The 20,594-nt window shown below is 48.9% G+C and carries 18 protein-coding genes, 3 tRNA genes, 1 other RNA gene and 1 other annotated feature; of the genes, 7 read left to right on the top strand and 15 right to left on the bottom strand.

Annotated elements, in window-relative coordinates:
• On the top strand, positions 1–181 hold a 181-nt coding region (locus KNP82_RS15280), incomplete at its 5' end, for a hypothetical protein (protein ID WP_214800065.1).
• A gap of 187 nt (positions 182–368) precedes the next feature.
• On the opposite strand, the gene KNP82_RS15275 is transcribed toward KNP82_RS15280, so the two are convergent.
• From KNP82_RS15275 to tadA, 6 genes are all read right to left on the bottom strand, one after another.
• Positions 369–593: a YaaL family protein gene (locus KNP82_RS15275; protein WP_021065284.1), complete on the bottom strand. Its 225-nt coding sequence runs from the start codon at positions 591–593 to the stop codon at positions 369–371.
• Positions 590–1,189 carry a recombination mediator RecR gene (recR, locus tag KNP82_RS15270; RefSeq protein ID WP_021065285.1) on the bottom strand — a complete coding sequence of 200 codons (600 nt, stop codon included), beginning with the start codon at positions 1,187–1,189 and terminating at the stop codon, positions 590–592. The genes KNP82_RS15275 and recR overlap by 4 nt, the downstream gene beginning before the upstream one ends.
• A 22-nt stretch (positions 1,190–1,211) precedes the next feature.
• Positions 1,212–1,529, bottom strand: a complete 318-nt coding sequence (locus KNP82_RS15265) for a YbaB/EbfC family nucleoid-associated protein (RefSeq protein ID WP_021065286.1) — start codon at positions 1,527–1,529, stop codon at positions 1,212–1,214.
• Positions 1,530–1,544: 15 nt separating this feature from the next.
• A complete protein-coding gene (dnaX, locus tag KNP82_RS15260) occupies positions 1,545–3,221 on the bottom strand; it encodes a DNA polymerase III subunit gamma/tau (RefSeq protein WP_021065287.1) in 1,677 nt (558 codons plus the stop codon).
• A 94-nt stretch (positions 3,222–3,315) separates the two neighbouring features.
• Positions 3,316–3,584: signal recognition particle sRNA large type (gene ffs, locus KNP82_RS15255), an RNA gene on the bottom strand.
• Between the two features lie 53 nt (positions 3,585–3,637).
• Positions 3,638–4,138, bottom strand: coding sequence for a tRNA adenosine(34) deaminase TadA (gene tadA, locus KNP82_RS15250; RefSeq protein WP_214828783.1), 501 nt, complete (start codon positions 4,136–4,138; stop codon positions 3,638–3,640).
• A gap of 121 nt (positions 4,139–4,259) precedes the next feature.
• Here tadA and KNP82_RS15245 point away from each other — a divergent pair, with 121 nt between their 5' ends.
• From KNP82_RS15245 to KNP82_RS15235, 3 genes are all read left to right on the top strand, one after another.
• A complete protein-coding gene (locus KNP82_RS15245) occupies positions 4,260–4,895 on the top strand; it encodes a deoxynucleoside kinase (protein ID WP_021065289.1) in 636 nt (211 codons plus the stop codon).
• Positions 4,892–5,563: a deoxynucleoside kinase gene (locus KNP82_RS15240; RefSeq protein ID WP_021065290.1), complete on the top strand. Its 672-nt coding sequence runs from the start codon at positions 4,892–4,894 to the stop codon at positions 5,561–5,563. Before KNP82_RS15245 ends, KNP82_RS15240 begins: the two co-directional genes overlap by 4 nt.
• Before the next feature lie 119 nt (positions 5,564–5,682).
• A protein-coding gene (locus KNP82_RS15235) for an IS3 family transposase (RefSeq protein ID WP_125318026.1) occupies positions 5,683–6,845 on the top strand; the annotation gives its coding sequence in 2 pieces (ribosomal slippage) (positions 5,683–5,959 and positions 5,959–6,845; 1,164 coding nt in all).
• Between the two features lie 56 nt (positions 6,846–6,901).
• Here the strand turns inward: KNP82_RS15235 and KNP82_RS15230 are convergent.
• The 8 genes from KNP82_RS15230 to pdxS all read right to left on the bottom strand — a co-directional run bounded on the left by KNP82_RS15230 (position 6,902) and on the right by pdxS (position 12,924).
• On the bottom strand, positions 6,902–7,900 hold the full coding sequence (locus KNP82_RS15230) for a hypothetical protein (protein ID WP_214828781.1): 999 nt from the start codon (positions 7,898–7,900) through the stop codon (positions 6,902–6,904).
• A gap of 166 nt (positions 7,901–8,066) precedes the next feature.
• Positions 8,067–8,156: transfer RNA gene (locus tag KNP82_RS15225), tRNA-Ser, on the bottom strand.
• A 29-nt stretch (positions 8,157–8,185) separates the two neighbouring features.
• Positions 8,186–8,276 (bottom strand) — tRNA-Ser (locus KNP82_RS15220).
• 38 nt (positions 8,277–8,314) lie between these two features.
• Positions 8,315–8,405: transfer RNA gene (locus KNP82_RS15215), tRNA-Ser, on the bottom strand.
• Between the two features lie 155 nt (positions 8,406–8,560).
• Positions 8,561–9,844, bottom strand: coding sequence for a serine--tRNA ligase (gene serS / locus KNP82_RS15210; protein ID WP_029596449.1), 1,284 nt, complete (start codon positions 9,842–9,844; stop codon positions 8,561–8,563).
• A gap of 52 nt (positions 9,845–9,896) precedes the next feature.
• Positions 9,897–10,104 (bottom strand) — a binding site (T-box leader).
• Positions 10,105–10,122: 18 nt separating this feature from the next.
• On the bottom strand, positions 10,123–11,367 hold the full coding sequence (locus KNP82_RS15205) for a D-alanyl-D-alanine carboxypeptidase family protein (protein WP_353049075.1): 1,245 nt from the start codon (positions 11,365–11,367) through the stop codon (positions 10,123–10,125).
• A gap of 86 nt (positions 11,368–11,453) precedes the next feature.
• Positions 11,454–12,032: a pyridoxal 5'-phosphate synthase glutaminase subunit PdxT gene (gene pdxT, locus KNP82_RS15200; protein WP_214828779.1), complete on the bottom strand. Its 579-nt coding sequence runs from the start codon at positions 12,030–12,032 to the stop codon at positions 11,454–11,456.
• A 1-nt stretch (position 12,033) separates the two neighbouring features.
• Positions 12,034–12,924 carry a pyridoxal 5'-phosphate synthase lyase subunit PdxS gene (pdxS, locus tag KNP82_RS15195; protein WP_021066746.1) on the bottom strand — a complete coding sequence of 297 codons (891 nt, stop codon included), beginning with the start codon at positions 12,922–12,924 and terminating at the stop codon, positions 12,034–12,036.
• Between the two features lie 284 nt (positions 12,925–13,208).
• Between pdxS and pdxR the strand changes: the two genes are divergently transcribed.
• The 3 genes from pdxR (at position 13,209) to KNP82_RS15180 (ending at position 18,790) form a co-directional block, all read left to right on the top strand.
• Entirely contained in the window at positions 13,209–14,612 is a 1,404-nt protein-coding gene (gene pdxR, locus KNP82_RS15190; protein ID WP_214828777.1) for a MocR-like pyridoxine biosynthesis transcription factor PdxR, read from the top strand.
• Positions 14,609–15,223: a class A sortase gene (locus KNP82_RS15185; RefSeq protein ID WP_214828775.1), complete on the top strand. Its 615-nt coding sequence runs from the start codon at positions 14,609–14,611 to the stop codon at positions 15,221–15,223. Before pdxR ends, KNP82_RS15185 begins: the two co-directional genes overlap by 4 nt.
• A gap of 138 nt (positions 15,224–15,361) precedes the next feature.
• Positions 15,362–18,790, top strand: a complete 3,429-nt coding sequence (locus KNP82_RS15180) for an alpha-amylase family glycosyl hydrolase (RefSeq protein WP_214828773.1) — start codon at positions 15,362–15,364, stop codon at positions 18,788–18,790.
• A 44-nt stretch (positions 18,791–18,834) separates the two neighbouring features.
• Here the strand turns inward: KNP82_RS15180 and guaB are convergent, their stop codons facing one another.
• On the bottom strand, positions 18,835–20,298 hold the full coding sequence (gene guaB, locus KNP82_RS15175) for an IMP dehydrogenase (protein WP_021066750.1): 1,464 nt from the start codon (positions 20,296–20,298) through the stop codon (positions 18,835–18,837).
• Between the last annotated feature and the right edge of the window lie 296 nt (positions 20,299–20,594).

Raw genomic sequence — 20,594 nt, 5'->3', positions numbered from 1 at the left:
GCTCTTTAAAAATGACGAAGCTTGCGCTTCATTCAAAAATTGTAAAACTTTTTTTGCCTCATCGTTCAGTTTTCAAAGTTCGTCTGTCGTTCTTGGCGACTTAAATATCTTAACAAGCTATCAACTAGAAGTCAATATCTTTTTTTCGATTTTCAAAACCGCTCTCGGCGACGTCTATTAATATATCAATAAAACTTTAAATACACAATAGCTTTTTTAGAAAAACTTTAAATTATTTTTCATTTCAATTGTCTATCGCTTCAAATCTCTTCATATAATTCTAGTTCCTTCATTATATAGAGAAAAAATGCTCGATGTATTTGCTAGAGTGATTCAGCATAGAAAAAGGCGAGATGGAATATCTCGCCTCACGACCTTAAGTTAGACAGTGAAACATTGCGTCGCTTCGCTTCTTTCAAATAAAAGAAGTATAGGGCTTCCGCTTGTTTTACTTGGGCTGCTAACTCACCGGTATCTTCGATGCTCACTTCAAGAATGTGACGTTTCGATTCGTACTTCGCCTTAGCATCTAACAACTCCGACAAAAACCTTTGATCGTAACCATAGCGTAAAGGTTTACGAAACCACTTCATAGTTCCCGTCGACCTTCCATCGCTCTAGATAATGTCACTTCATCCGCGTATTCCAAATCGCCACCCACGGGCAACCCGTGAGCAAGACGTGTTACACGGATACCGGTCGGTTTTAAAAGTCGAGATAGATACATCGAAGTCGCTTCCCCTTCAATGTTCGGGTTAGTTGCCAAAATGACTTCACTAATCGCTTCATTTTCTTGGAGACGTGTTAACAAACTCGAGACGTTAATGTCTTCAGGACCAATTCCTTCCATCGGACTAATCGCTCCATGCAAGACATGATACTTCCCGCGGTACTCTCGCATCTTCTCCATCGCAATCACATCTCTAGAATCTTGAACGACACAGACTACCGTCTCATCACGATGCGAATCTGTACAAATTGCACATGGATCAACATCTGTAATGTGTCCACACACCGTACAATATTTAATATCACGCTTAGCACTGACAAGCGCCTTAGCGAACGTCAATACATCGTCTTCTTCCATATCAAGTACGTGGAACGCTAGACGGATAGCAGTTTTCGGACCAATGCCCGGCAATTTTGTAAAGCTTTCAATCAAACGTCCGATCGCTTCAGGGTATTGCAACTCGCATCTTTCCTTTCTTCACTTAAAAACCTGGAAGGTTCATCCCTTGCGTAAAACGTCCCATTTTATCATTAACTAGTTGGTCAGCTTGTTTCATCCCGTCGTTGACCGCTGCCAACACAAGGTCTTGCAACATTTCGACGTCGTCTGGATCCACAGCATCTTCAGCAATAATGACATCAAGCACTTCTTTATGTCCGCTAACGACTACTTTAACCATGCCGCCGCCTGCTGTACCTTCGACCGTTAAGTCTTTCAATTCTTCTTGAGCTTTCGCCATATCTTTCTGCATTTTCTGCATTTGCTTCATCATGTTGTTCATGTTTCCCATTCCACGCATGTAGAGCGCCTCCTTTTAAACTTCTTCAATTTCAACGACGTCACCGAAACGTTCGAGGGCCTTTGAGACAAGTGGATCTTCTTCCTCCACTTCCTCTTCCTTATGATCCGAACGTTCAGCTTGTTTACGAAGGATGAACTCATTCTTCAACTCAACCCAATCGGTCTCGAGTACAGCCATGATTTCTCGACGAATCCCCGTCACTTCGAATAAGGCTTGTTCAATCACGTCTCGCGTGCGACCGTTCGAGCTAACCTGCTCGTAATGCCACGTCATCCCATCTTTAAATTGTACCAGTAAGGTGTCACTAGCACAAAGCACAGCCTCACTCTCATAGAACAGTGCAAAAATCGGACCATCTTGCGTGCGAATGTTCCCCATGATGTCTTCCCAACTATCACGGATTGCGTTTAAGTGTTGGCGTTCCGCTCGTTGCAATAATTGACGAATGCGTTCTTTCGGGACTCGAATTTGAGTTCGCTTGGCAACTTTCGGTTTCTCCGCTGTTGCTTCCGCTGCAGGGACACCCGTTTTCTTGACTTCATTCAACTCGCGACTCAGTTCACGGACCTGCTCTTGAAGTTGTTTCATCTGTTCTGTCATCGTCCGTCCTTGTTCAGCAATCCGAATAAACGTTAACTCAACTAAGACTTTCGGATGGTTTGATAATCGCATCTGTTGCTGACAGTCATTCAACTCTTCAATCACTTGGAACAACTCGTCCGTCGACGTCGCTTCAACAAATTGTCGGAACGTCTCTGTCGGACGGGCGCGTTCGAGTAAATCGACGGCTTGAGGTGAAGCCTTTAATAGTAAAGCATCACGATGAACGAATACGAGATCTTCAATGAATCGCTTCAAATCCTTACCTTCACGAAGCATCGTTTCCAACGTACTCAAAATTTGATCGAGTTGCTTCTGTTGTAAGCCATAAGCCATATCAAGTAGAGCATCATCCGTTACCGCGCCGGTCACTTCTAGAACAGCGTCTTCGGTCAAACGGCCATCGCTAAAAGCGAGCGCTTGATCGAGTAGGCTGAGCGCATCGCGCATCCCACCATCGGCAGCACGAGCAATCAGCTTGAGCGCCTCTGGATCATAGTCATAATCTTGATCGTTCAAGATATATGCCATACGTGTTTGCAATTGACCGACTTCATGCCGTTTCACATCAAAGCGCTGGCAACGTGAGATGATAGTTGCCGGAATTTTATGTGGTTCTGTCGTCGCCAAAATAAAGATGGCATGCGCCGGTGGTTCTTCCAGCGTTTTCAATAAGGCGTTGAACGCCCCAGTCGAAAGCATGTGCACTTCATCAATGATATATACTTTGAAGCGCGCTTGAGAAGGCGGATATTTGACTTTATCCCGAATTTCTCGAATCTCGTCGACCCCATTATTTGAAGCCGCATCGATTTCAAACACGTCCGGGCTCGTCCCTTCCGTGATTGCGATACAAGTCGGGCATGTGTTACACGGTTCTCGTGTGGGTGCTGTCTCGCAGTTGATAGCTTTCGCGATAATTTTCGCCAAACTTGTCTTCCCGGTCCCTCGTGGACCCGAGAACAAATAGGCATGTGACATTCGTTCCTCAAGCAACGCATTTTGAATCGTACGTGTGATATGAATTTGACCGACAACCTCTTGGAACGACTGCGGACGATAAACCCGATACAACGCTTGATACGCCATGTCCCCGCCTCCTTTCTTCCTTACATTCTCTATTTCATCATACAAAAAAATCTACAACCCTGGGGCCGTAGATTGAAGTTATTAAATAAATCTGCCGCGCACCGATTTCTGAAAGCACGTCAATGTGCGTTACTCATGCAGTTTGCTCGGCCCAAGCACCCCTGCGGCACACGGTACGTCACCACTTAAGGCTGCTTCCTTCCGGACCTGACCTGGTTCATGGGTGACCGTTGCGCAGGACTCAGACGTCAACGCCACTTACACGAGGACAGGCCACACCAATGCACTCCCTCGAATCGGGATTCAGTCTCGCTATAGCGGATTGCGAGTTACAGGGCACCGCTACCTCCCCGCCTAGCACGGCAAATGGGTAAATGAAGTTAGGCACTACGTTGAGTGCTATTACATTATACTGTTTAATCAGATGGGTTGCAACCTCTCTGTTCAAGCCGCGCCTGCTTCTTCCTTTCTCTAAGGTTTCGGAAGAAAATCGTTAGCAACTCCCCACACTCTTCTGCTAAAACATTTTGTGTCACTTCGGCTTGGTGGTTGAAGCGTTCGTCTTGAACGAGGTTCATGAGCGTACCGCAACACCCTCCCTTCGGATCATGGGCACCAAAGATGACACGCTTCACGCGAGACAGCACGATGGCCCCCGCACACATCGGGCACGGCTCTAACGTGACGAACAGTTCGCAATCCTCCAAACGCCAATTGCTGAGCGCCTGGTTCGCCTGTTCAATCGCAATCATTTCGGCATGGGCCGCTGCCAATAAGTCCGTTTCTCGGCGATTATGACCCGCGGCAATCACTTCATCACCTTTAACGATGACGCATCCGATCGGGACTTCGCCGATTGCTTCCGCCTTCTTTGCTTCATCTATGGCGAGCCTCATAAATCGTTCATCTCGTTCCATATACACACTCCGTTTCTGATCACTTATTATGAAAAAAAATGAAAATCATTTCGCTCGCCCTATCCACTTCATTGTATGCTAGAATGGAACTTGCACTTTGGATAATGGAGGATGACATCATATGTTTATAACGGTAGAGGGACCGATTGGTGTCGGGAAAACGTCACTGGCCCATATCATCAGTCAGCACTTTTCAATGCAGATGCTGAATGAAATTGTAGAAGAGAATCCGTTTCTCGGCAAGTTTTACGAAGATATCGACGAATGGAGCTTTCAAACGGAAATGTTTTTCCTTTGCAATCGCTTCAAGCAATTAGACGATATCCACAAACACCACTTGAGTCAACAGCAATCCGTCGTTTCGGACTATCATATTTTCAAAAACTTGATTTTTGCCCACCGTTCCCTGAGACCAGCTCATTTGAACAAATATGAGCAAATCTATAAGATTTTGACACACGATATGCCAAAGCCTGATGTCGTCATCTACTTACACGCCAGCATCGAGACGTTAATGAAACGTGTCGCCTTGCGTGGACGTGAAGTAGAAGAGAATATGTCTCGCGACTACCTCGAACAGCTCGCCCGCGATTATGAAACGTTCATCGAATCATACCGCGCGACACACCCCGAAGTGACGATTCTTTCGTTCAGTGGAGATGAACTCGACTTCGTCCAAAACCCGGACGATTTGACGCACGTCCTCACAACGATCGAACGTGAATTAGAATTGACTAAAGGAGCACAAATCAAATGACGCTGAATGAAAAATACAACATTCCGAATGACACGATCATCACGATCGGTGGAATGGTCGGAATCGGTAAATCGACAATCACGAACTCACTTGCCGATGCCCTCAACTTCCGAACTTCACTTGAGAAAGTAGATACGAACCCTTATCTCGATAAATTCTATCATGACTTCGAGCGTTGGAGCTTCCACCTTCAAATCTATTTCTTGGCTGAACGCTTCAAAGAACAGAAGAAGATTTTCCAATACGGCGGCGGCTTCATCCAAGACCGTTCGATCTATGAAGATACAGGAATCTTCGCCAAAATGCACTACGAAAAAGGGACGATGTCTCCAACTGACTACGAGACATACTCGAGTTTGTTTGAAGCGATGGTGCTGACACCGTTCTTCCCGCATCCTGACTTGCTCATCTATCTCGAAGGTTCGTTCGAGCAAGTGCTCGACCGCATTCAAATGCGCGGACGTGAGATGGAGCAACAAACACCAATTACGTATTGGGAAGAAATGTACGCGCGCTATACGGAGTGGATCAACAACTTCAATCTTTGCCCGGTACTTCGTCTCTCAATCGAAGAGTATGACTTGATTAACGACCCAAACTCGGTCGAACTCATCCTTGAAAAAATCGAGAAACAATTGACGATCGCTCGCGAAGCGAAAGTCAGATAAGTAAAGAAGGTGCACTGCTCACTTGAGCGGTGTGGGCTAACCTAAATTTTTGAGACAATATAAAAACACCTTCGCAGTGGTACACTTTAAAAAAGTGCTAGCATCGGAGGTGTTTTTGCGTGGGCAAAAACGTATATTCAAGTGAAGTGAAATGGGCAGTGGTGAAAGACAAACTGAGCGGTGAGTTGACGAATAGAGAAATCATGGAGAAACACGGAATCAAAAGTGAGTCCCAGATCCACACATGGATGAGATGGTATCGGTCCAATGAAATCTATCGATTTGACCAGCCGATCGGGAAGCAGTACACCTACGGACTTGGTCCTGATTCCGCCAGCGAGGATGACAAGAAAGAGCGTCAACTATCCCACCTGAAGACGGAGAACGAAATCTTAAAAAAATTCATGGAGATCGAAAGAGAGTTGAGAAAGAAGTAATCCTAAAGACTGTAGAACTCCTGAAGAGGAAATATACGATCACGACGATCCTACGTGTCCTAGACGTGCCACGGGCAACCTATTACCGTTGGGTCAGAGAACCGGTGAAGCACCCTTCGGTGCTAGAGCAAGCAATCGTCGAAGTATGTAAGCATACGAAATATCGATATGGACATCGAAAGATAAAGGCCCTGTTAGAGCAAAACTATGAGTTAACAGCAAACCGGAACACCGTACAGAGAATCATGAAAAAGCACCATCTCCAGTGTCGGATCAAACCCAAACGAAAATGGAGGTCTCAGGGTGAGAGCATCATCATCGCACCTGACCTTCTCAAACGAGACTTCACGGCCAGTGAACCGAATAAGAAGTGGGTGACGGACATCACCTATATCCAATACGGGAGCACGACGAAATATCTTTCGACCATCATCGACCTATTCAACAATGAGATCGTTGCCTATAAGTTGTACGAGCATCAACAGACGCCCCTTGTCATCGATACGTTAAAGAAGGCGTTGGAAAGCCGGAACAACCCCGAAGGGGTCATCATCCATTCGGACCAAGGAAGTGTCTATACCTCATATGCCTTTCAAGATTTCGTTAAGAGGAGCCATCTGACGAGCAGCATGTCTCGAAGAGGCAACTGTTGGGATAATGCGGTGATCGAATCATTCCATTCGAACTTGAAGTCTGAGGGCTTCCAGTACGTCAAGTTCAACTCGTTAAGCGACCAGGAAGTGCATGAACGGGTGAACCATTACTTGACCTACTACAACGAAGAACGTATCCAAGAAAAATTAGGCTACCTCACACCGATAAAATACGGTGGGATGGCAGCCTAATCAAGGTGTTTTTATTAGTGTCTCATTTCGCTAGGTCAGTCTAGTGCACCTTCTTTTTATGTGTGGGCGATATGAGGTTTCCGGTACGTCGGCGTCTTCCGAGCCTTTCGGAATCCATCGACAGAATCGAACACGGCCGCCAAAATCGTGATGGCGACGACTAATCCGAACACCCATTCAAACGAATTGACCCCGTTCGGGACATTTGTCTCCAGCCAGTTCAAAAATCGTGGATCGAGTAACTGTGGGGAACTGGCCATCCAGATGATGAACGTTGCCGAGGCAATATTGTAGATCAAATTAAACGAAGCGAGCGCATACGTCCAATGTCCTTTCATCCATTTCCATACCCCCAGCACGACTTGAAGCAAGATGACGATCACAAAAAACCAAATCACATCCATTAGGAACGTTTGATTGAAGATGGGAGTGATCATCCTGAATCCTGCGTTCGTAGATTCATAAATCCCTAGTAACTGTTCGGCATTAATATACACGCCAAACCACACGGCTGTCCAAAACAACCCGAACCCTGCGTCAAATTTACTGATTCGACCGCCCTTCACCTGTTCTTTCAGCTTGGACACATCCCATTTCATATCTGGCGCCGGTACATCATCGGGTGCATAGCGCTCAATCAAAAAGAAGACAAGCGTAATCCAAAACACAAGCTGAATCCCGACATCCCATAACGCATCGAACATGTTCGTCAAAAATGTGCCGACTGTCGGCATAAGCGACCCTGAGAACGTCGGCATGCTAGCAAATACAAGCCCGAAGAAAACGACAGCTAAGACGATGGGAACGACAAGCTTGACGACAGTCACATACACGGGGAAAAAACGTGGGCCGATGACATACTGGCCTTCCTTATAACGCGCGGCCACGACGGCCGGATGCCCAATCTCTGCTAACACCCGTTTTACGTCTGCCTCAGACGGTTGGTCGGGCAGTGCCGCCTCAATCGATTGCCGAACCGAGACAGCGGCTTCCTCGCGCCGCTTCGGTGGAACGTGTCGCACGACCTCATCGATATATATGTCAATCCAATCCATGACGCTCCTCTCCTTCCCTTTGCGCCATCACAGTCTATATGATTAAGATTCCCGATTAGTCACCGGATTAGCTGTTTTTCGCCGGATTGACACAAACAAAAAAAGCCGCAGACCGGAGTCTACGACCATAAAAAAACGCATCTGCCCATGCAGATGCCAAAACAAGCGGAGTTGGTGGGATTCGAACCCACGCGAGCCTTACGACTCCTAACGGATTTCGAGTCCGTCCCCTTCAGCCGGGCTTGGGTACAACTCCAGGCTTAAAAAAGTGTAAAAAAAAGAAAGTGGAGGAGGTGGTGGGATTCGAACCCACGCAGGCTATTACACCCCTGACGGTTTTCAAGACCGTTCCCTTAAACCACTTGGGTACACCTCCAAAAAAGTATGAAATTGTTGAGCCTCCAGAAATAAAAATGGAGGAGGTGGTGGGATTCGAACCCACGCAGGCTATTACACCCCTGACGGTTTTCAAGACCGTTCCCTTAAACCACTTGGGTACACCTCCAAAGCTCATATACAATTGGTGAGCAAACATCTCGCTCGACATGATTTATAGTACCAACTTGGCAGACAGATGTCAAACCCTTTTGTGAAAAAACATTAAAAAAACCAAAAAAAATCCCGCCTGAACGATACGTTTCAGACGGGCTGGTTTGTTCATTACTGAGGCATTTCAATTTTCTCGATACCGCCCATATATGGACGTAATACTTCCGGAATGACGACTGAACCGTCTGCCTGTTGGAAGTTCTCTAAAATCGCAGCGACGGTCCGTCCGACTGCGAGGCCAGAACCGTTAAGCGTGTGGACGAATTCCGGTTTTGCGTTCGCTTCGCGACGGAAACGGATTCCGGCCCGGCGCGCTTGGAAGTCTTCAAAGTTCGAACAAGATGAGATCTCACGATACATCCCTTGCGCCGGCATCCACACTTCGATGTCATATTTCTTCGCAGCCGTGAAGCCGAGATCGGCCGTACACATGCTGAGCACTTGATATGGAAGACCGAGACGCTTAAGCACTTCTTCAGCGTGGCCCGTCAAGAGCTCGAGTTGTTCATAAGACTCTTCAGGTTTCACGAACCGGACGAGCTCGACTTTGTTGAACTGATGCTGACGAATGAGCCCACGCGTGTCGCGTCCGGCTGATCCCGCTTCTGAACGGAAACAAGCGCTATACGCCGTATACGTGATTGGAAGTTGGTCTTCCGTGATAATCTCGTCACGGTGCATGTTCGTTACCGGAACTTCTGCCGTCGGTACGAGGAAATAGTTCGTATCCGCCACTTTGAATGCGTCTTCCTCAAATTTAGGAAGTTGTCCCGTCCCGGTCATCGCGTCGCGGTTGACCATATAAGGAGGGAGCACCTCAGAATAGCCATGTTCATCGGCATGCATATCCATCATGAAGTTGATGAGGGCACGTTCGAGACGGGCGCCGAGACCTTTATAAAAGACAAACCGGCTACCTGTCACTTTACCCGCTCGTTCCACATCGACGATTTTCAAATCTTCCATGACGTCCCAATGCTGTTTGAGTTCGAATTCGAACGTCGGTTTTGTTCCGACTTCGCGAATCGTGACGTTATCATCTTCCGTTTCTCCAATCGGCGTTGATTCGTGCGGGATGTTCGGGATGCTGAGGAGAATCAAGTTCAATTCGGCCTCGACTTCACGCAACTCTTCATCGAGCAATTTGATTTCGTCCCCGAGGCGACGTGTCTCGAGAATCGGTGCATCCGCATCTTGTTTGTTGCGTTTTAATTCCGCAATTTGCTTCGTCGCTTCATTTCGTTTCGCTTTCTTCACTTCAACCTCATTGATCAAGTTGCGGCGTTTCTCTTCCAACTCCGGGAAACGGTCAAGCGCACTCAAATCCTCGCCGCGATGAGCTAGCTTCGTTTTAATCTCTTCAAAATCTGAACGTAATCGTTTAATGTCTAACATTCGTTATTCCTCCTTTTTTCACATAAAAAGGTGGCACGCCCCTTTCCCGTAGGAAAGGGACGAACCACCTTGGATCCGCGTTGCCACCCTCGTTGCCCGAAATCGGGCCACTCGATGCACGTAACGTGTGCGTAACGTGACTTGTTTCCAAGCCAATGCTCCGAGGCCGATTCGGTTACATCATCCCACTAGTTTGCACCAACCACTAGCTCTCTGTCAGTAGATGACCGTAACGTACTTTTCCCCATCATTGCATCTGTCATTGAATTAGTTTTACTTTACAACATCTCAACTCTATCGACAAGACTCAGTTTTCCGAGCACGAGTCGAATCTCATCTAAAAAGTCGGAGAAGGCACGCGTCATACGTGTCAAAAACGATGCCATCTCGACCGGTTCGGCCGCGACGAGCGTTCCTTTAGGTGGAAGTTCACCATCTAGATACCGGACGCTTCCGGAAGGCTCGATGGTGACGGTCCCTACCTGTTGATCGGCCGCAATTGGGGCTTTCGTATCCGGAAGATCGTAAATCGGTTCAGGTACATCCTGTCCTTTTTCGACGAGTACTTCAAAGGCTGACGTCGTGCGCACTTTTGCTGACTCGACTGTACCTTCAGCGACATGGAGCGTCGCCGGGACGATTTCACCAGTCCGTAAAATCGGGGTCAAGACAAAATCGCCATAGGCGTAGTCGTGAAGCGCCTTTGTAGCAGTATAGCGCCCTTGATCGGTCTTCGCTCCGAGAACGACCGATAGCACGGTACGTCCATCTCGCGTCGACACGCCGATGAAGCAGTAACCGGCATCGTCAGTCGTGCCCGTTTTAAAGCCAAGCATACCCGGATAGGCTAAATCACGACCAGCGAGCATCCGGTTCGTCGCTTCAAATCGGACTCCGTCGATATCAACATACGCTTGTTTCGTCACATCGAGCACTTCCGGGAACTTCGTCAAATACGCCAAAGCTAGCATCATCAAATCATTGGCCGATGTCAAATTCTCCCCTGGACGTCCCGCTGACACAGAGTCAAGTCCCGATGCATTGGCGAACGTCGTTTGGGTCATACCAAGTTCGGTCGCCCGTTCGTTCATTTTCTTTACGAATACCCCTTCCGAACCAGAGACGGCCTCGGCCAATGTGACCGCTGCCTCGTTCGCGGAACGAATCAACGCCACGTCGTATAGTTCTTTCACCGTGTACGGTTTATTGACGAGCGGAATCCGAGCCAATCCTGGTTTTCGGGTCAGCGCCAACGCCTTGTCGCTCGGGGTCACTTCTTGGCTCCAACTGAGGTCACCCGCTTCGATGGCTTCTCGGACGAGAAAAGCGGTCATCAGCTTAGTGATTGATGCCGGAGGAAGCATCGCGTCCTCTTCTTGTGAGAACAGGATTTGTCCCGTCGTCATGTCCACGAGCATCGCGCCGGTCGCATCAACTTTAGGTGCCGCCGATGCATCCGTCGGCACGATCATATTTAAAAGGATTGCCCAAACGAGCATCCATCCGATCCATCTTTGTCTCACGGTCTTGCCCCTTTCTATACGTATCTCGTTACAGTGTAGCAAAAAACACATGAAAAAGGCTCCCTATTTGCTAGGGAGCCTTTCAATCAGGCGAGTTGTCGCTTCGTCGCTTCAACCATGTCCAAGAAATAGCGGTGCATCGACAAGTCGTCCGTCAATTCCGGGTGGAACGAGCAGGCCATATACTTGTCATACCGAACCGCGACAATCGCTTCCTCGACCTCGGCGAGCACCTCGACGCTCGCTTCGACCGATGCGACTTGCGGCGCTCGAATGAACACTGCTTCGACAGCATCATCGATTCCTTTGACCGCTAAATCGACTTCAAAGCTGTCGACTTGTCGTCCGAACGCGTTCCGTTTGACCGTCATCGGGATTTTACGCAAATGCGCATCATACCCTTCGACTTCGGTCGCGAGCAAAATCAAACCGGCGCACGTTCCGAACATCGGCAATTCCGTGTTCTGACGTAACGGCTCGAGCAACTCGTACCGATCGAGCAGACGACGCATCGCTGTACTCTCCCCACCAGGTAAAACGAGTCCATCGATTCGATTCAAGTCATCGACCGAGCGGACGACGAGCGTATCCGCACCAAGTGCTTCGAGCATATGGACGTGTTCACGAATCGCCCCTTGCATTCCGAGTACACCAATCGTGGTCATCTTACCAACCTCGCGGTGCCATGAGTTCTTCTTGTTTGAGCGTACGGACGTCGAGTCCTTTCATCGCTTCGCCGAGTCCTTTCGACAAGTGTGCGATGCGCTCATAGTCATCATGGTACGTCGTAGCTTCGACGATGGCACGAGCAAACTTCTCAGGGTTCTCCGCTTTGAAGATTCCTGATCCGACGAAGACGCCGTCCGCTCCGAGGTGCATCATGAGTGCCGCATCGGCTGGTGTCGCAATTCCGCCCGCTGCGAAGTTGACGACCGGGAGGCGACCTGCTTCACGAATTTGCATGAGCACTTCGAACGGGGCACCGAGGTCACGCGCTTCCGTCATCACTTCATCGATGCTCATCGAGAGCAAGCGTTTCACTTGGGCTTGAACCGTACGCATGTGACGAACCGCTTCGACGATGTTTCCCGTTCCCGGCTCACCTTTCGTCCGGATCATCGCTGCACCTTCACCGATGCGGCGTGATGCTTCGCCAAGGTCACGCGCACCACAGACGAATGGTGCTTTGTAGTCACGTTTGTAGAGATGGAACTCTTCGTCAGCTGGTGTCAATACTTCGCTCTCGTCAATGAAATCAACCCCCATTGATTCAAGGACACGCGCTTCAGCGATGTGACCGATGCGGCACTTCGCCATGACCGGTACCGATACCGCTCCCATGACGTCTTCGATGATCGTCGGGTCGGCCATACGCGCGACGCCACCCATTTTACGAATATCTGAAGGTACGCGCTCGAGTGCCATGACGGCAACTGCACCTGCTGCTTCAGCAATTTTTGCTTGCTCCGCGTTGATAACGTCCATAATGACGCCACCTTTTTGCATCTCGGCCATACCGCGTTTTACTTTGTCTGTCCCTACTTGTCTCTTTTCCAAATGGATCCCCTCCAATAAGCTAGTCTACTTGCAAGTATAAATTGATTTGACTATATTGAAAGTGCCAGTTTTATATTTTTTGAAGTGGTCAGTTCAAACAAAGGACTTCATTTCCCGATTCTCGAATGTTGTAAAGATTAAAGGAGATGATGGAATGGATCAATGGAACAGTCGTGACGACGCGCAGGAGCGCAGCTTTTTCGGGACAACGGGAATCGTCTCGCTCCTCCTCGTCATCGGATTCGCACTCTATTTTGTCTTTGGCTGACCAGAAAGGACACATCATGGATATGCTCACGTTCTCGTTTGAGGCTGACTCGAGCGTCCCGTTATATGAACAACTCTATTTGCACATTCGACAAGCCATCGTCGATGACACCCTCACCACCGGGACGAAACTTCCGTCCAAACGAAAGTTAGGCGACTTTTTAGATGTCTCGCAAACGACAGTCGAGCTGGCCTACGCCCAACTACTCGCGGAAGGATACATCGAGTCGTTGCCGCGCAAAGGCTTCTACGTGTTGCCGCAAGAAGAACTGTATGTCCGGCGCGGCAGTAGCGTCATCGAACCGCTCCCGGTGAAAAAAACATATGACTTCGACTTATATCCGAGTCAAATCGACACGACCGCCTTCCCGTTCGAACGTTGGCGCCGTCACTTGAAACACGTCGTCTCGGAAGAACATCACGATTTGCTGTCACTCGGCTCCGTCCAAGGCGATTTCGTCCTTCGCCAAGAGATTGCGACCTATCTCTATCATTCGCGCGGCGTGCATTGTTCGCCCGAACAAATCGTTGTCGGATCGGGAACCGAGCAACTGTTGCCCCAATTGTTAGAACTGCTGCCGGATACGACGACGTTCGGTATCGAGGACCCCGGTTATCCGCTGACCCGGCAACTGTTCGCGCACCAAAGACGGACGTTCATCCCGATTCCTGTCGATGAGAGCGGTGTCCGTGTCGATCTGGTGGAGCAAGCATCCATTGATGCCCTCTATGTCACACCGGCCCACCAATTTCCGACCGGTACGATATTATCGGTCAGCCGGCGCCAACGTCTGCTCAACTGGGCGTCAGAGCGGCAGACGTATGTGATTGAAGATGATTACGATAGTGAATTCCGGTATAGCGGCAAACCGATTCCATCGCTACAAAGCATGGACCAAAACGAGCGGGTCGTCTATTTGAGCACATTCTCTAAATCATTGATGCCTTCCTTGCGCATCGGTTATATGGTGCTCCCGCCCCCGCTGTTGAATCGCTATCGGGAGCGTTATCGTCACTTTACGTGCAGCGTCCCCCGTTTTGAACAACACACGTTGGCCGAATTTATGGCGACCGGCGATTTTGAGAAACACTTGAACCGGATGCGGAAGACGTATCGCCGGAAACTTGAAATTCTCATTGCCGCCTTCAAACCGTATGAACCGACCGTCTCCATCACAGGGGCGAGCGCCGGCCTTCATGTCGTCCTGTCTGTGCGGACGACCGAGACGAGCGGACAATTGAAACGATTGGCCGAGGCTTCGAATATCCGCATCAATGCGATGACAGACTATCGCATCGAATCAAGCGACACGATGCCTCAGTTCTTATTTGGCTTCGCCGCCCTATCCGAAGAAACACTGCCCGTTGCTGTCAGTGCGCTCATGTCATGTTGGAACATTGAGAAAGGAAGAGATGGATGAAACGGTCACGCTACATCGTCGGTGGGCTCCTCTTGTTAATCGGTACACTGCTGTTATCTGAAACGTGGTGGAAAGACCAACTCACGGCATGGAACAGTCAACAAGTGACCGCCGAAATCCAGCCGAAACAACCAGAAACCGGCGAATTTGAGTTCTCAAACGTCGAACCGTTATCATGGGAACAACTTCTCACTGTGCGCAATCGTTTTCATGATTTACCGACCATTGGTCTCATTTCGATTCCAGATGTCGATCTCGAGCTCCCGATTTTATATGGCCTCGATAATGAAAACTTGGCGGTCGGTGCCGGGACGATGAATCCGGACCAACGAATGGGCTCCGGAAACTATGCCCTCGCCGGCCACTACACCCAGAGCCCGACCGCCCTGTTCGGTCCGCTTCACATCATCGACGTCGGCATGTCGATTTACGTGACCGATATGACACACACGTTCCAATATGAGGTCACTTCGCTTGAGACCGTCCCCCCGACGCAGGTCGACGTGCTCGATCCGACGACGGAACCGACGATAACGCTCGTCACATGCACGTTCGATGCGACAGAACGCTTGATTGTCAAAGGACGCTTTGTGAACCAAACGCCTCTCTAACCGATAGGCGTTTTTATTATTTTTTAAAAAATATATTGTGAGCGCTTACATATTCAGCTAAACTATTACTGAAACCGTTTGCACAATTTTGACAATTCGTTGCCCTGTAGACGACACATTCCATGAAAGAGGTGCTTTATGAAGAAGAAAGCGGCAAGACAGACGACCACGTTACTTTTATCATCCGTTCTCCTGATCCAAGCCGGCGTTCCGATGAACGCATTGGCCGAGCCTACGACAATCTCGATTGATGGCTTAAAAACGGATTGGACGAACACGCCAGCGCTCGCCACATCCCCACAGGCGGGTTGGCAAGGATTCGATTTAGGAGACGTCTATTTGCAGAACGATGCGCGTAACCTTTACTTTTATGTGGATGCGAACAATGTCCCGAACTGGGGCGACAACGGTCAGTACATAAATATCGCTCTTCAAATCAATGAACAAGATTCAGGCGTAGCGACAAACCCGCTCGGCTATCCGTTCAACTTTAGCCAAACCGATAAAAAACCACAGTACCATATTTTACTTCGCGTCGATGGCGACACGTCGGTGAAAGAAGCCGCTCTGTATGAAGCAGGGAAATCTACACCGCTCGCAAACTTGAGCAACTTGAACGGCGCCTCGTTTGCCATTGATCGCACGAAAGGCTTCGAAGGTAAAATCCCATTGTCCCTGCTTGGTCTAAGCAATGACGATACCGTTCGCGTCCTCACGGTACTGAGCGGGAATAACGCGACCGAGCACGGTGCGTTCGACACGATTCCAAGCAATGCGGCCAACAAAGTCGCCGATAGTTGGAACGTTTCGGCGAGTCCATCGACACAGTCGGTGTATAGCCCTGCCTTCACGTTGAGCGGCGTCGAGACGGTCAGTCAACTCGAAGTGACAGCGGTCACGCCAGTCAATCAATCGGAACAAGTCGATATCAAGTCACCGATCACATGGACGTTCAATGAACCTGTGTCGTTAGACGCCTCGAACATCAGCTTGATGAATGGGGAGACAGCTGTGCCGTTCACGGCCGAAGCGAGTGGATCGACCGTGACCGTCACACCGACCGAGGCCCTCGGTTTGAATCAAACGTATACCGCGACCATCCCGGCGGACGCCGTGACAGGCAACCTATCGAACACGACGTTGCCGGCATTGACGACGTCATTTAAAACCATCACTGAAATCGCCGACCCATGGAAAACGCAACGCTACATCGAGATGTTGTACGTCCGGGCCGACAACGATTACACCGATTGGAACTTATGGACATGGAGCACGGGTGCCAAAGACGGTCAAGTTGACCCGTATAAAATCACCGAAGACGGCGCCATCTTCCGAATCCCGGTCGGAAAAGATGCGACCAATGTCGGTTTTGTCATCCGTAAAGGCACGGATTGGGCCGTGAAAGATGGTTACGGAGAAGACCGGTACGTGAAACTCGGGAGCGACCGGGTGACGAAAGTCGTCGTCGAGAGCGGCAAAGGGACGTTCCACCAAGTACCGACAATTCAAGGACCTGTGCTTGAAAATGGTGCCGTCACGTTCTTCTATCGTGATAAAGCCTTGTATGAAGCTGGACAACTTGATGAAATCGACAGCGTCGCGTTAAAAGTCAACGGCACGACGTATCCGATGACGTACGAAGCCAAAAATGAGTGGTTCCGTCATACGGTAAAATTACCGGAAGGGAAACATGCTTACACGTTCCTTGTCACAAAAGATGGCGTCACGACTGAAGTGAAAGATCCTTATTTTGAAGCCTCAACCGTCGAATATCGTCGTCCAAACGTCAAGCTGGCGGCCAGCGTGGCACCGAAAGCCCTCAGTTACCGTGAGAACGCGGTCGTCCAAGTGAAACCGACGTTGCCGAAAGGCGTTAAGTTACGTCAACTGTTCATCGATGCGCGTCCTCTTGGCGGACCGGCTAAACTTGAAGTCGATCCGGCCCTCAACAAACAGACGATTGCAGTCAAAGATACCGTCAAACCGGGCAATAAATTCTTAACGATTACGGCGATTGACCAATACGGTAACGTCCATAAAACGAAAACATCGTTAACGGTCCGACCGGTCTCGATGAAGGACAAGCAAGAGTTCGATTGGGATGAGGCACGGATTTACTTCATGCTGACGGACCGATTCTACGATGGGGATAAAACGAACAATAACCCGAACGGTGAATACTATGACCAAGATCATCTTGAGTCGTATCACGGCGGCGACTTTGCCGGTGTTACGAAGAAACTCGACTACTTGGATAAACTAGGCATCAACACGATTTGGATTACACCGATTGTCGATAATATCGATTGGGATCTTCGCTATGGTAAAGATGGATCACAGTATGGCTATCATGGATACTGGGCGAAAAACTTCGAAAAACTCGATGAGCATCTCGGCGATATGAAAGCATTCCATCGTCTGATTGACGAAGCGAATGCTCGCGGTATTAAGATTATGGTCGACGTCGTCTTGAACCACCCGGGTTATGGGATGGAACCAGGAGCTGTAGACACGGGCGCCACAAACTTCCCAACCGATCAAGAGCGCAAAGCGTTCGACGGCATGATTCGTTCGAATCCGGTCGATGGCGATGACTTGAAGATGTCTCTTTCCGGATTACCGGACTTTAAGACCGAAGAGGCTGCCGTCCGTGAACAACTCGTCAAATGGCAGACGGATTGGATTAAACGCTCGAAAACGAAAAAAGGAAACACCATCGATTATTTCCGCGTCGACACGGTCAAACACGTCGACTCTACAACATGGAAGTCGTTCAAAAACGAATTGACGGCCCTCAAACCAGATTTCAAAATGATTGGCGAACATTATGGGGCAAGTGTGAACAACACGGGTGGTTACTTACAGAGTGGCCAGATGGACTCACTTCTCGACTTTGATTTCAAGTATCAGGCCGAACGTTTCATCAACGGGAACATTGATGATGTCGAGAGCGCGCTTCAATATCGCAACACGCAACTCTCGAATGAAGCGACACTCGGACAATTCCTCAGCAGCCATGACGAGGACGGTTTCCTCGTATCACGTGCTGGAGGCGATGAAGGGAAGCATATGGTCGCCGCCTCGCTTCAAATGACGGCGAAAGGACAGCCTGTCATCTATTATGGAGAAGAGGTTGGACAGTCCGGAAAACATGCGATGGATATGGATAAGGGCGAATTCAATGAAAACCGTTATGACTTCGATTGGAAACGAGTCAAAGGGGAAGGTAAAGCGATGCATACGCATTACCAAAAACTACTCAACATTCGTGCCGACTATTCAAAAGTATTTAGTAAAGGGACCCGTGCCGTCGTTGCGGGTGGCTCTGCTACTGGATATTCAGTCTTTGAACGGAAACACGGCAAGGATTCCGTTCTCGTGGCCCTGAACACGACAGAAGCCAAACGAACAATCACGTTCCAGACAAAACTTAAGTATAAAACGACGCTCGTCGACCGCTATAGCGGACGTCAGTACGTCGTCAAACGAGATGGGAAAGTTACCGTCAGCTTACCTGCGCAGGACGATGGTGGTACCGTCATCCTCGTGGCCAAGTCAAAAAAATGATAATGAAAAGCCGTTGCCTCGATTTAGAGACAACGGCTTTTTGTTTAGCGTGAATAGTTTGGCGCTTCTTTCGTGATGTGAACATCGTGTGGGTGGCTTTCTTGTAACCCAGCCCCAGTCATGCGGATAAACTGAGTATCCTCACGTAGTGCACGGATATCGGCAGCGCCACAGTAACCCATTCCTGAACGAAGGCCTCCGATGAGTTGATAGACCGTATCGGCTAGTTCGCCACGATAAGCGACGCGCCCTTCAATACCTTCTGGTACGAATTTTTTATCGGCTTCTTGGAAATAGCGATCTTGGCTTCCTCGCTTCATCGAAGCCTCAGAACCCATCCCCCGATACGTCTTGAACTGACGACCTTGATAGATTTCCATCTCGCCTGGGCTTTCTTTCACACCGGCGAGAAGGCTACCAAGCATGACAGCGTGAGCTCCAGCTGCAATAGCTTTCACAATATCACCTGAGTACTTGATTCCGCCATCAGCGATGACTGTGACACCATGTTCTCTAGCTTCTGTTACGCAATCATACACGGCTGTGATTTGTGGTACACCGACACCAGCGACAACTCGTGTCGTACAGATTGACCCTGGGCCAATCCCGACTTTGATGACCGATGCTCCGGCTTCAATTAAAGCCCGTGTTGCTTCAGCAGTGGCCACGTTCCCAGCAATGATCGGAAGCGTCGGGAACATGTCGCGCAGTTCTTTCACTTTCTCGATGACACCGGCTGAATGTCCGTGAGCCGTATCAACGACTAGCGCATCGACACCTGCATCAACAAGAATTTGAGCACGTGATGCAGCATCTTTCGTGACACCAACAGCAGCTGCGACGAGCAAACGACCTTGCTTATCTTTTGCAGCATGTGGGAACTGTTCGACTTTTTCAATGTCTTTTGTCGTAATGAGCCCTTTCAACACACCTGAATCGTCAACGAGCGGTAATTTTTCAATCCGGTGTTGATGAAGAATACGTTCTGCTTCTTCTAGGGATGTGCCTACTTTTGCAGTGACAAGGTTTTCCGTCGTCATGACATCTGCAATCACCGTCGAATAATCTTTAATGAAACGAAGGTCACGGTTTGTCAAAATTCCGATTAATTTACGCTCGGTTTCTGAATTGACGATCGGGACTCCCGAGATACGGTATTTACTCATCAAGTACTCTGCATCGTACACTTGACGCTCCGGTGTCAAATAGAATGGATTCGTGATGACGCCGTTCTCTGAGCGTTTAACGCGATCGACGTGTTCAGCCTGCATCTCCATCGACATGTTTTTATGAATGACTCCTAAGCCGCCTTGACGCGCCATCGCAATGGCCATCGGTGCTTCTGTGACAGTATCCATACCAGCACTGATGACTGGAACATTTAACTCAAGACCTTCGCAAAGTTTAGTGCTTAAATTCACGTCTCTTGGCAAGACATTTGAAAAGCGCGGTACGAGTAAGACGTCATCAAACGTTAATCCTTCTTTTGCAAACTTGTTTTCCCACATAAAAATCGATTGCCCCTTTCTCTATCGGACCCGAATCTTTGTTTCGAAATATTTCTGTAATGGTAACAGGTATAGCTCGAAAGTGCAATTCAATTCACGATGTTCAGAAAGTTCAGAATTGTGTTCGTTCCATTTGCTTTCCGTTCTTAATGTTCGGGAATAGATTATATATACCGCAAAGGAAGCAAAATTATAAATAAAATCTATAAAAAAGACGACCGAGCGGATGCTCGATCGTCTTTCGCGTTGGCCTGGCAACGTCCTATCCTCACAGGGGGAGACCCCCAACTACTTTC

Source organism: Exiguobacterium sp. s26 (assembly GCF_018618235.1).
GTDB classification, from domain to species: domain Bacteria; phylum Bacillota; class Bacilli; order Exiguobacteriales; family Exiguobacteriaceae; genus Exiguobacterium; species Exiguobacterium chiriqhucha.
Note: the sequence above shows the minus strand (reverse complement) of the source record. Positions and strands in the feature narration are given on the sequence as shown.

Excerpts from the sequence above, each read along its gene's own strand:
- KNP82_RS15180 (WP_214828773.1), top strand. The coding sequence starts at position 15,362 with ATGAAGAAGAAAGCGGCAAGACAGACGACCACGTTACTTTTATCATCC.
- pdxT (WP_214828779.1), bottom strand. The coding sequence starts at position 12,032 with ATGACCACGATTGGTGTACTCGGAATGCAAGGGGCGATTCGTGAACAC.
- KNP82_RS15275 (WP_021065284.1), bottom strand. The coding sequence starts at position 593 with ATGAAGTGGTTTCGTAAACCTTTACGCTATGGTTACGATCAAAGGTTT.
- KNP82_RS15240 (WP_021065290.1), top strand. The coding sequence starts at position 4,892 with ATGACGCTGAATGAAAAATACAACATTCCGAATGACACGATCATCACG.
- serS (WP_029596449.1), bottom strand. The coding sequence starts at position 9,844 with ATGTTAGACATTAAACGATTACGTTCAGATTTTGAAGAGATTAAAACG.
- KNP82_RS15185 (WP_214828775.1), top strand. The coding sequence starts at position 14,609 with ATGAAACGGTCACGCTACATCGTCGGTGGGCTCCTCTTGTTAATCGGT.
- KNP82_RS15230 (WP_214828781.1), bottom strand. The coding sequence starts at position 7,900 with ATGGATTGGATTGACATATATATCGATGAGGTCGTGCGACACGTTCCA.
- pdxR (WP_214828777.1), top strand. The coding sequence starts at position 13,209 with ATGGATATGCTCACGTTCTCGTTTGAGGCTGACTCGAGCGTCCCGTTA.
- dnaX (WP_021065287.1), bottom strand. The coding sequence starts at position 3,221 with ATGGCGTATCAAGCGTTGTATCGGGTTTATCGTCCGCAGTCGTTCCAA.
- KNP82_RS15265 (WP_021065286.1), bottom strand. The coding sequence starts at position 1,529 with ATGCGTGGAATGGGAAACATGAACAACATGATGAAGCAAATGCAGAAA.
- KNP82_RS15245 (WP_021065289.1), top strand. The coding sequence starts at position 4,260 with ATGTTTATAACGGTAGAGGGACCGATTGGTGTCGGGAAAACGTCACTG.
- guaB (WP_021066750.1), bottom strand. The coding sequence starts at position 20,298 with ATGTGGGAAAACAAGTTTGCAAAAGAAGGATTAACGTTTGATGACGTC.
- tadA (WP_214828783.1), bottom strand. The coding sequence starts at position 4,138 with ATGGAACGAGATGAACGATTTATGAGGCTCGCCATAGATGAAGCAAAG.